This window comes from Streptomyces sp. NPDC088194 (assembly GCF_040702025.1).
GTDB lineage: Bacteria > Actinomycetota > Actinomycetes > Streptomycetales > Streptomycetaceae > Actinacidiphila.
In genome coordinates, this window is the sequence record NZ_JBFBIV010000099.1 from 19,047 (window position 1) to 28,894 (window position 9,848).

Below are 9,848 nucleotides of genomic sequence, written 5' to 3' on the forward strand. Positions count from 1 at the left end.
CCCCCGGCGCCTCGTCGGACCTCAGGCACCCCGGCGCCCGGGGGCACCGCGGAAAATCGGGTGCCTCCGGCGCCGGGAACCGGCAGGATCGCCGGATGACCGACAGGGAACCGACGGGCCGAATCCTCCCGGGCCGGCTCCTTCCGGGCCACTTTCTTCGGAACCGCTTCCTCCGGGACGGCTTCGTGAAGGTGGAAGGCGCGTTCGCGAGGAGCACCGCACAGGAGTGCGCGGCCCTGCTGTGGGAGCAGACCGGGTGCGACCCGGACGACCCGGCCACCTGGACCGAACCGGTGCACTGGGTCGGTGGCATGGCGCAGGCTCCCTTCACGGAGGCGGCCAACACCCCGGTGCTGCATGCCGCGTTCGACCTGCTGGTGGGTGCGGGCCGGTGGGCGCCGCGCTCCGGGCTCGGCTCCTTTCCGCTGCGCTTCCCGCACCCGGTGGAGCCCGACGACGCGGGCTGGCACATCGATGCCAGCTTCCTGCCCCCGGGCGCGCGGCAGTACCGCGTCAACACGCGCTCCGAGGGCCGCGCGCTGCTGATGCTCTTCCTGTTCACGGACGTGGCGGAGGCCGACGCGCCCACCCGTATCCGGATCGGCTCGCACCTGGACGTGCCGCCGGTGCTGCGGCCGTACGGCGAGGAGGGCACGTCGATCTTCACCGTCGCGAAGGAGGTGGACGAGGCGAGCGCCCATCGCCCGCTCGCCCTGGCGACGGGACAGGCCGGGGACGTGTACCTGTGCCACCCCTTCCTGGTGCACGCGGCGCAGCCGCACCACGGCAGCCGGCCCCGTTTCCTGGCGCAGCCGCCGCTGCATCCGGCCGAGCCGCTGCGGCTGGAGCGGCCGGACGGGGCGTACTCCCCGGTCGAGCTGGCCATCCGCGCCGGCCTGGCCGCGCCGCCGCGGGAAGCCCCGACGCTCGGCCCGGCGCCGGACATCGGTTAGCGTGCACCGCATGCTGCATGGACGGGGAGCCGAAGCGGACACGGTCGAGGCGCTGCTGGACGGGGCGCGGGCGGGCCGCAGCGGGGTGCTGGTGGTGCGCGGGGACGCCGGGATCGGCAAGACCGCGCTGCTGGCGCACGCGGTGGAGTGCGCACGCGCGGCGGATTTCACGGTGATGCGAAGCTCGGGCGTCGAGTTCGAGGCCGAACTGCCTTACGCCGGCCTTGAGTTGCTGCTGCGCAAGGCGATGGGCGCGATCGGGTCGGTGCCGGAGCCGCAACAGCGGGCGCTGCGTGCGGCGTTCGGGCTGACCGCGGGGAACGCGGGCGAGCCGATGTTCGTCGGTCTCGCGGTGCTGTCGTTGCTGTCGGGGCACGCGGGCGACGGGCCGCTGCTGTGTGTCGTCGACGACGCGCAGTGGCTGGACCGGGCGTCCGCCGACGCGCTGGCGTTCGCGGCCAGGCGGCTGGACGCGGAGGGCGTGGTGATGCTCTTCGCGGCCCGCGACGGCGAGGGGGCGTTCGTCGCGCCGGGGCTGCCCGAGCTGCGGCTGGGCGGGCTCGACGCGACGGCGGCCGGCACGCTGCTGGCCGAGCGCGGCGCCGGGCTGGGCACGGCCGTGCGGCGCAGGGTGCTGGCCGAGGCGCAGGGCAACCCGCTGGCCCTGCTGGAGCTGCCGCTCGCGCTGGACCCGGCCGGCGGAGCCGACGGCTCCGGCGCGGCCGGCGCGGCGGGTCCCGGCGCGGACCTCGGGCCCGACCCGCTGCCGCTGACCAGCAGGCTGGAGGCCGCCTTCCACGGCCGGGTCGCCGACCTGCCACGCGGCACGCAGACGCTGCTGCTGATCGCCGCCGCCGACCACACCGGCCACCCGGACACCCTGCTCGCCGCCGCCACCGCGCTCGGCGTCGGCGTGGACGACCTGCCGCCCGCGCAGGACGCGGGGCTCGTCCTGGTCGACGAGGAGGACCGGCTGCGGTTCCGCCATCCCCTGATGCGGGCCGCGATCCACCAGCGGGCCCCGCTGCCGGAGCGGCTGGCCGCCCACCGGGCGCTGGCCGAGGCGGCCGACCCGGTGCACGACCCGGACCACCGCGCCTGGCACCTGGCGATGGCCGCGACCGGCCCGGACGAGGAGGTGGCCGCCGCCCTGGAGGCCACCGCGGCGCGGGCCCGCCGGCGCAGCGGCCACTCCGCCGCATCGGTCGCCTACGAGCGCGCCGCCCGGCTGAGTACCGACTCGACCGCCCGCGCCGACCGCCTGCTGCTGGCCGCCGAGGCCGCCTCGGAGGCCGGCGAGCTGCCCCGGGCCCGGGACTTCGCCGAGCAGGCCGCCCGTGTGGCGGCTCCGGTCCTCTCCCCCGGCTCCGCGGCGGAGGCGGTGATACGCGCCAGGACGCTGTACGTAAGGGCGCTCGCCGACTTCTGGCAGGGCGCCTTCCCCGGCGCGCACCGGATGCTGCTGGTGGGCGCCGACGCGGTGGCCGTGGTGGACCCGGAACGGGCCGGGCGGATGCTGGTGCAGGCGGTGCACACCGCGTGGTACCTGGGCGCCGCCGAGGTCGAGGAGACCGTACGGCGGCTGGCGGCACTGGAGTTGCCCCGGGACGCGGCGATCCGCCCGGTCGCGGACTTCTTCGCCGGCGCGCTGGGGGTACCGGGCCCTGCCTCCGCCTCCGCCCCGCCGACTCCGGAGGAGTTGCTGCCGGCCGCGGCCGCGGTGCGGGCCGCCAATGGCGGCGACGCCGACCCCCGCGAGCTGGTGATGCTCTGCGCGGCCGGCATGCTGCGCGGGCAGGACGATCAGACGTACGAACTCGCCGCCCAGCTGGCGACCGAGAGCCGGGACAGCGGCGGGGTGGGGCGGCTGGCCACGGTGCTGTTCTTCCGGGCCGAGGTGGAGGTGTTCGAGTCGCGGATCGCCGAGGCGTACGCCACCGCGGCCGAGGGGCTGCGGATCGCCCGGGACACCCAGCAGGCGCAGTGGGTCAGCCAGTTGAGCGGTGCGCTGGCGCAGGTGGCCGCGCTGCGGGGCGACGAGGAGGAGTGCCGCGCCCACGTCGCCGAGGCGCTGGCGGCCGCACCGGGCGCGCCGACCGCGCCGGGTGCCGGATGGGCGTACTGGTCGCAGGGCCTGCTCGACCTCGGCCTGGGCCGGGCCGGATCGGCCCTGGAGCGGCTGGAGTTGCTCACCGAGCCGCTGCTGCGGCACCACATCTGCACCACCCGCAGCGTGCCGGACCTGGTGGAGGCGGCGGTCCGCCTCGGTGAACCCGGGCGCGCGGCCGAGCCGTTCGCCAGGTTCGAGCGGTGGGCGCGGCGCACGGGGCAGGACTGGGCGGAGGCCATGGTGGCCCGCTGCCGGGCACTGCTGGCCCCCGACGACCAGGCGGAGGCGTACTTCACGGCGGCGCTGGCCGCGCACGACCCGCACCGGCGCGCGCTGGAGGCGGCCCGCACCGAGCTGCTGTACGGGGAGTGGCTGCGGCGGGCCCGGCGCAGAAGCGAGGCGGCCGGGCGGCTGCGGTCCGCGCTGGAGGTCTTCGAACGGCTCGGCGCCCGCCCGTGGACGGAGCGGGCCCGCGGCGAACTCGGCGCCTCCGGCGCGCTGGTGACGGTGCATCAGGAGACGCGGTCACTCGCCGAGCAGGCGGGGCTCACCCCGCAGGAGGGGCAGATCGTCCGGCTGGCCGCGCACGGCCTGTCGAACAAGGACATCGCCGCACGGCTGTTCCTCAGCCCGCGCACGGTCGGCTACCACCTGTACAAGGCGTACCCGAAGCTGGGCGTCGCCTCGCGCGGCGAACTGTCCGGGCTGCTGGCCTGAGTTCGGCCCGCCCGGCCCGAACGCGCGGACGGGCCCGCCCGGTTGCCAGAACCGGGCGGGCCCGCCGATCGCGGCCGTGCGACCGCGGTGCCGGTGTCAGATGACGACGCCGTGGCTGCCCAGGTAGGCGACCGGGTCGATGTCCGAGCCGTAGCTCGGCGTGGTGCGCACCTCGAAGTGCAGGTGCGGCCCGGTGACGTTGCCGGTCGCGCCCGAGATGCCGATCTGCTGGCCCTCGGTGACGGTCTGGCCGGCCGAGACCAGCGCCTGCGACAGGTGGCCGTACAGGGTGTACTTGCCGTCGGCGTGGCGGACGATCACGTCGTTGCCGTACGCGCCGTCCCAGCCGGCCGACACGACGGTGCCCGCGGCGACGACGTGCACCGGGGTGCCGGAGCCGACGAGGAAGTCGACGCCGGTGTGCGAGCCGCTGGACCACAGCGAGCCCGACGCCTTGTAGCCGGTGCCGATGGCGGCGTCGCCGACCGGCTTCATCCAGCCGGTGCCGGCGGTGGTCGTGGCGGCGGCGGTGGACGCGGTGGCGGTCTTCGCCGCGGTCTTCGCCTGCGGCGCGGCCTTCGCGGCGTCGAGGGTCAGTACGGTGCCGGGGCGGATCAGGCCGGGGTTCGCCCCGATGACGGCCTTGTTGTCCTGGTAGAGCTGCTGCCAGCCGCCGGTGACGTGCTGCGCGGTGGCGATCTTGATCAGGGTGTCGCCCGTGACGACCTTGTACGTGGCCGAGGCGGCGGTCGCGCTCTGCGCCGGGGTGGCCGCGCCCGCGCCGGTCGCGGCGACCAGCGGCAGCACGAGTGCGGCGCCGCCGGCGCCGGCGGCCACGTAGAGGCGGGTGAGACGGCGGCCGTTGCGGACCTTGGGCTTGCGGTGCCGGCTGTGTGCGGGCATGGGGGATGTCCTCTCCTACGCCTGCGAGGTGAGCTGTCGGGTTCGGGCAGGAGATGCCCGGCCGCGGATGCGGCTTCACCCCGAGCCGCCCGGGTGCGCCCGCCGGCGGTGCGGCGGTCGACTCGGGCGGCGGCTTACCTGGTTCCCCCGCTCCTGCCATGTCGGTGTTCGGGTGATCCGCGTAGCGGGCGGTGGCAGGACTCGGCGGTCCGCCCGGCGGAGGGGAAGCGGGTTGCCCCGCACGAGACGGAACGTAGGGGACGCCGCTCCACCCGGGCAAACGGCCCTTCCCCACCCCCGGGCGCCCCCGTCACCGTATGTGCCCGCGCTCCCGGATGTCCGTTATGCCGCCCTTACTTCAGGTGTGCCACCCGCCACCGTCCATCACGGTGCGCCGGTCGCGCTGACTCGGCGTATCACGGCCGACCGCGGACCGTACTCATCCGGTGATCCCGCTCACACGTTTCCGAATTGCCCTGATTCGTACGGTTCTTGGGTGCGCTCCCTTCGCGGGAGGAGCCGCACCTCCGCAGGGGCACCCCGGGGGGAACCTCAGAACGTGCCGGGGGCGCCGATGAGGCGATGGTCGAGGGTGCGGGAGAGCCGGTAGGCGACCGGGCGGAAGCCGATCGCGGGGAAGTGCCCGGCGGCGTGCGGCGACGCGGACGGCCACTGCGCCGACATGTAGCGATGCCCGGCGTCGTACGCCCAGGCGAGCGCGGTCGCGAGGAGCACCCGGCTGATCCCCTCCCCACGGAAGGCGGGCTCGACGTACGCCTCGACGAGTTCGACGCAGGCCGCCGGGACGACCGGGTCCGGCTGCGCGGGCACCAGCAGCACCATGCCGATCTCCTCGCCGCGCCGGGAGGCGATCCACGCACCGCAGCGGGAGTCCGAGAGCGCACCGGCGTAGTGCACGCGCAGCGCCGCGAGCGCGGCTTCCGGCTGCGGCTGGAAGGTGGCGGTGCCGCGCTGCCGCCGGGCGGACTCCGCGGCCATCCGGCCGATCTGCGGCAGGTCGCCGGGCCCGGCCCGGCGGATGGCCAGTCCCTCGACCCCGCGCGGCTGCCGCCCGCGGGCCTTGACCGCCATCAGCCCGTGCACCCGCTCCCGGCCGAAGCCGAGGTCGGACCACGGCGTGGTGCCGACCTCGCCGGCCGGCACGTCGACGTAGTGCACCAACCGCCGCTCGGCGACGAGCCGATCGGCGACCCGTACGTACAGCGCGCGCAGCACCTCGCTCTCGCGGCCGGAGGGGAGCGCGTGGCCGCCGTGCGGGACGAGCGCGGAGCGCGGGTGGCTGCGCAGGGCGGCGGGGTCGTCGGGGGCGAGGTCGAGCGGTATCGCCGCGAGGTGACCGATCAGGCCGCCCTCGCCGTCGAGGGCGCGGACCGCCTCGATGCCGGGCACCTGGTGGAGCTTGCCGAGCAGCTCCTCGCCGCGCACCGGACCGTCCGCGAGCCAGGACCGCTGCGACGGAGGACGCCGGGCCCGGGCGAACCAGCGGTCGTACCGCTGGACGGCAAGAGGTATGTGCTCGGTGGTCAGCGGCGCGGTGGCGACAGTCATGGTGCTCGTGGACGCTAGTGGTGGGCGCCGTCCCAGGGCAAGGCGGATCCGGCCGGGGCCGGGGACAGGTCGGGACGGGTGCCGCCAACCGCGCGAAACGCCGTGCCCGGCAGGGGCGTTCGGCCGCCGCAGGCGCCCACCGGGCGAGGCGCCGAGGGCACGCCGGCGCCCGCCGACCCGACGGCTCGGGCTTGCCGTCGCCGCCTCACCCGGTCCACGCCGGATGCCGCGGGTCGTCCGCGCGCACCAGGACGTCCGCGGCCTCCTCGGGCAGCGCCTCGCGGGCGTACCGCTCGTACGCGGGCAGGGTCCACTGCTCCTGCGGCGGGGTGCGCCGGGCGAGCGCCGCCGGGGACAGCCGCAGATGGACCGTGAGGTCGAACGGCAGCCCCTGCCCGAGCAGCAGCGGCCCGTCGAGCAACAGGACGCCGCCGGGCGGGAGTTCGACGTAGTCGGCCCGGGTGGAGCGGTCCGTGCCGGGGTCGCGCAGCGAGGGCAGGGCGCGGCCGCTGCCGCCGGGGCCGAGCGGGTCGAGCACTTCGCGGCGCAGCGCCCCGGTGTCGAGCCAGAGCTGGTAGTACGCGTCGACGTCCTCGTGGCCGTACTCCAGTCGCAGCGAGGCGGGACGCCAGAACGACTCGGCGCCGACCCGCAGGACCGGTCGGCCGAGCGCGGGCAGCGCGGCGGCGACGGCATCGGCGAGGTCCGCGGGGCGGGCGGCGGGGGCGCCGTCCACCGCGACCCGCCACCACGGGCCGGGCGGGCGGCCGTCGGCGATCCGCTCGGCGAGGGCGTCGGCGAGTCTGGGCCAGGTGATGGGGATCGGCTGCACCCGGCCATCCTGCCGGAGCCGCCTCGGGCGTCACCCCGGCGGCTCGCCGTCACCCGATCGGACGAGGTGACACGGCATCCGTACCGGGCGGCCCCGGCACGGGCGCCGGAACGGCCGGGAAGCGGGGAGGGCCGGAGGGAGCGGGCACATCCGGGCGGCGTTCCGGCCAGGGCCCGACGCACCTCGTACCCCTCCTCACTCCGGTGGTGGAAATCAGCTACAAATCACCCATTTGCCACCGAGCGCGATCTATTACTTTTTGTGAGCCTGGAAGAACTCACGGTGACCGTCCCCATCACCTCAGGAGAAGAGCCCCATGATCCTGTCCATCTCCGGCGTCGTGCTTCTCGGCGTCATCTGCTTCCTGTTCTTCCGCAAGGACGGCCTGAAGGTGTCCCACGGAGTGGTCTGCGCCCTCTTCGGGTTCTACCTCGCGGGCACCGCCATCGCCCCCAGCATCACCGCGGGTGGAGCGAGCCTGGCCAGCCTGATCGGCGGGCTCAAGATCTAGCGCCGTCCCCGACGGCCACTCCTGCCCCTCCCCCTCGGGCCCGGCAGCGGTCGATCCGCTCCCGGGCCCGTCACCGTTCCGCTCCCCAGCCCTCGTTCCCGAGCGCACCCGCGCACCTCCGCACCTCGCACCTGATCTCCCCGTGCTTCCCCCCAGCCGCGTTCCCCGCAGCTCTCCGCGCGTGTCCCCCCGCGCAGCGGCGTCCCCCATGCGCCGTCCCCCACCCGAACCACCCATGGAGCAACCCGTGGCCAGGCGTCCCCTTCCCAGCATCCTCAGCACCCGACCGGCGCTCGTCCGCGGCCGTGATCTGGCGCGCACCGCGGCCGACGGCGCCGGCGACGTGCTGCACCCCGTCATCACCATCGCCCGAGGCATGCGCAGGCAGGCGTCCTGGGCCGGCGGGTGGTGGGGCCGCACCCCGAAGGACCGGCGCGGACCGGCGCTGCTGCTGGCCGTCGCAGCGGTCGTGATCGTGGCGATGATGCCGTACGGGCCGATCCTCGGTGTCGCCGCGCTGGTCGCCTCGGCCGCGTGGATGGGCCGGGACCGCGCCGCCACCGCGCCGGCCGGGCCGACCGAGGCCGAGGGCGTACGCCTCCAGTCGCTCTACGAGGCGCTGGTGCCGTACCTGTCCGACGCGGGCGACCCGGCGCCGCTGTACGCGCACGACGGCGGCTGGGACCGGGCGTTCAGCTCGTACGAGTTCCAGGACGGCCGGCTGATGCGGCTGCACCTGCGCTATCCGGCGTACTTCACCGACGGCGAGGCGGACTCCCGCGCCCGGGTGGAGCAACTGCTGCACGCCAAGGCCGGGCGCGGCCGCGAGTACCGCTTCGACTGGAACGAGGAGGAGAACCACCTCACCCTCACCACCCTGCCGCCGCTGCCGACCGACATCGTCGCGCAGCGGTTCGTCACTTCCCCGGGCGAGACGGTGCTCGGCTTCACCGACACCGACACGGTGCAGCGGACCGTGCCGGTCGCGGTGCCGGCCGGCGAGGAGTGCGACGGCGACCAGCCGACCACCCGGGACGCGCCGCCAGTGGTGTGGCGCACCGGCGCCCGCTCCACCGAGCCGCACCTGCTGGCGCTCGGCCAGCCCGGCACCGGTACGACCAGCCTGCTGCGGTCGATCGCGCTCCAGGCGCTGGTGCACGGCGACGTGGTGGTGGTGGACGGCAGCGGCACCGGGGAGTACGCGTGCCTGGCCGGGCGGCCGGGCGTGCTCGCCGTCGAGGACGGACTGCTCGGGGCGTCGGCGACGCTGGAGTGGGCCGCGCACGAGACCGAGCGGCGGCTGATCGCGGTGAACCGGGCCCGGCAGGCGGGGAATCCGGTCGCCGAGGACGTACGGCGGCCGCTGTGGATCGTCGTCGACCGGCCGACCGCGCTCACCCAACTCGCGCTCGCCGAGGGGCGGCCCGACCCGCAGGCGCTGCTGGACGTCCCGCTGCGGCACGGGCGCACCGCGAACGTCGCGGTCGCGGTGGCCGATCAGCTCGACGCGACCGAGGCGCTGGCGCCCGTGGTGATCTCGCAGACCCGGGCCAGGGTGGTGCTCGGGCCGCTCGCACCCGAGCACGTGCAGGCCGTCCTCGGGGCGCCGCAACGCACCACCCCCGCGGGTGACGTGCCCCCCGGGCGCGGCTACGCCCGACTGGGCACCGGCCCCGTGCTCCGGCTCCAAGTGCCCGCCACGCCCGACCCCTTCGACGAGGAGGCCCCCGCCGCACACCGTTCCGCGGTCCTCGCCCTCCTCCCCTCCGACGGCGCCCCCCTCTCCACCCCGACCCCACCCGAACCCGAGCGGAACTCCACGTCCGAAACGGTCACCCTCCGCAAGGAAGCGGTTGTCCGCACGGTCGCCGACCTGGAGCTCGGCTAGCCCCTGCGGGGTGGCCGCCTCGCCTTTGTCTGACGGTGCGTCGTGGTTGGCCGCGCAGTTCCCCGCGCCCCTGCGGTTGCCCGCCGTCGTGGTGGCGGTTCGTGTCCGTCTCCGGCCCGGTGGCCGGCTGGTCGCGCAGTTCCCCGCGCCCCTACGGCACCCCGCCATCGGACTTACGGCTCCTTGCCGCCTCACGGCCGGTGGCCGGCTGGTCGCGCAGTTCCCCGCGCCCCCACGGCACCCCGCCATCGGACTTACGGCTCCTTGCCGCCTCACGGCCGGTGGCCGGTTGCGCGCGCAGTTCCCCGCGCCCCTGAGGGGGTTGCTCGCCGTCGTCGTCCGACGGCCCCCGGGCTCGGGCCACC

The 9,848-nt window shown here is 75.9% G+C and carries 8 protein-coding genes and 1 riboswitch; of the genes, 4 read left to right on the plus strand and 4 right to left on the minus strand.

What is annotated here, in order from left to right:
* The first annotated feature begins 185 nt into the window (after positions 1 to 185).
* Both AB0399_RS34325 and AB0399_RS34330 read left to right on the plus strand, forming a co-directional pair.
* Positions 186 to 953: a phytanoyl-CoA dioxygenase family protein gene (locus tag AB0399_RS34325; protein ID WP_366413943.1), complete on the plus strand. Its 768-nt coding sequence runs from the start codon at positions 186 to 188 to the stop codon at positions 951 to 953.
* A gap of 10 nt (positions 954 to 963) precedes the next feature.
* Entirely contained in the window at positions 964 to 3,780 is a 2,817-nt protein-coding gene (locus AB0399_RS34330; protein WP_366413944.1) for an AAA family ATPase, read from the plus strand.
* 96 nt (positions 3,781 to 3,876) lie between these two features.
* Here the strand turns inward: AB0399_RS34330 and AB0399_RS34335 are convergent, their stop codons facing one another.
* The 3 genes from AB0399_RS34335 to AB0399_RS34345 form a co-directional block, all read right to left on the minus strand.
* Positions 3,877 to 4,683 (minus strand): LysM peptidoglycan-binding domain-containing M23 family metallopeptidase, encoded by an 807-nt coding sequence (locus AB0399_RS34335; RefSeq protein WP_366413945.1) that lies wholly within the window; start codon positions 4,681 to 4,683, stop codon positions 3,877 to 3,879.
* Positions 4,684 to 4,688: 5 nt separating this feature from the next.
* Positions 4,689 to 4,809: riboswitch (cyclic di-AMP (ydaO/yuaA leader) on the minus strand.
* 426 nt (positions 4,810 to 5,235) lie between these two features.
* On the minus strand, positions 5,236 to 6,252 hold the full coding sequence (locus AB0399_RS34340) for a GNAT family N-acetyltransferase (RefSeq protein WP_366413946.1): 1,017 nt from the start codon (positions 6,250 to 6,252) through the stop codon (positions 5,236 to 5,238).
* A 205-nt stretch (positions 6,253 to 6,457) separates the two neighbouring features.
* A complete protein-coding gene (locus AB0399_RS34345) occupies positions 6,458 to 7,084 on the minus strand; it encodes a uridine kinase (protein WP_329371750.1) in 627 nt (208 codons plus the stop codon).
* A gap of 316 nt (positions 7,085 to 7,400) precedes the next feature.
* On the opposite strand from AB0399_RS34345, the gene AB0399_RS34350 reads away from it, so the two are divergent.
* Together AB0399_RS34350 and AB0399_RS34355 are read left to right on the plus strand one after the other, a co-directional pair.
* Positions 7,401 to 7,595: a hypothetical protein gene (locus AB0399_RS34350; protein ID WP_103887705.1), complete on the plus strand. Its 195-nt coding sequence runs from the start codon at positions 7,401 to 7,403 to the stop codon at positions 7,593 to 7,595.
* 247 nt (positions 7,596 to 7,842) lie between these two features.
* Positions 7,843 to 9,483, plus strand: a complete 1,641-nt coding sequence (locus AB0399_RS34355) for a hypothetical protein (protein WP_366413947.1) — start codon at positions 7,843 to 7,845, stop codon at positions 9,481 to 9,483.
* Between the two features lie 151 nt (positions 9,484 to 9,634).
* On the opposite strand, the gene AB0399_RS34360 is transcribed toward AB0399_RS34355, so the two are convergent.
* A partial coding sequence (locus tag AB0399_RS34360; protein WP_366413948.1) for a hypothetical protein occupies positions 9,635 to 9,848 on the minus strand: 214 nt, incomplete at its 5' end.

What these genes read in the sequence shown, in the direction of transcription:
- AB0399_RS34335 (WP_366413945.1), bottom strand. Translation starts at nt 4,683, where the DNA reads ATGCCCGCACACAGCCGGCACCGCAAGCCCAAGGTCCGCAACGGCCGC.
- AB0399_RS34330 (WP_366413944.1), top strand. Translation starts at nt 964, where the DNA reads ATGCTGCATGGACGGGGAGCCGAAGCGGACACGGTCGAGGCGCTGCTG.
- AB0399_RS34350 (WP_103887705.1), top strand. Translation starts at nt 7,401, where the DNA reads ATGATCCTGTCCATCTCCGGCGTCGTGCTTCTCGGCGTCATCTGCTTC.
- AB0399_RS34340 (WP_366413946.1), bottom strand. Translation starts at nt 6,252, where the DNA reads ATGACTGTCGCCACCGCGCCGCTGACCACCGAGCACATACCTCTTGCC.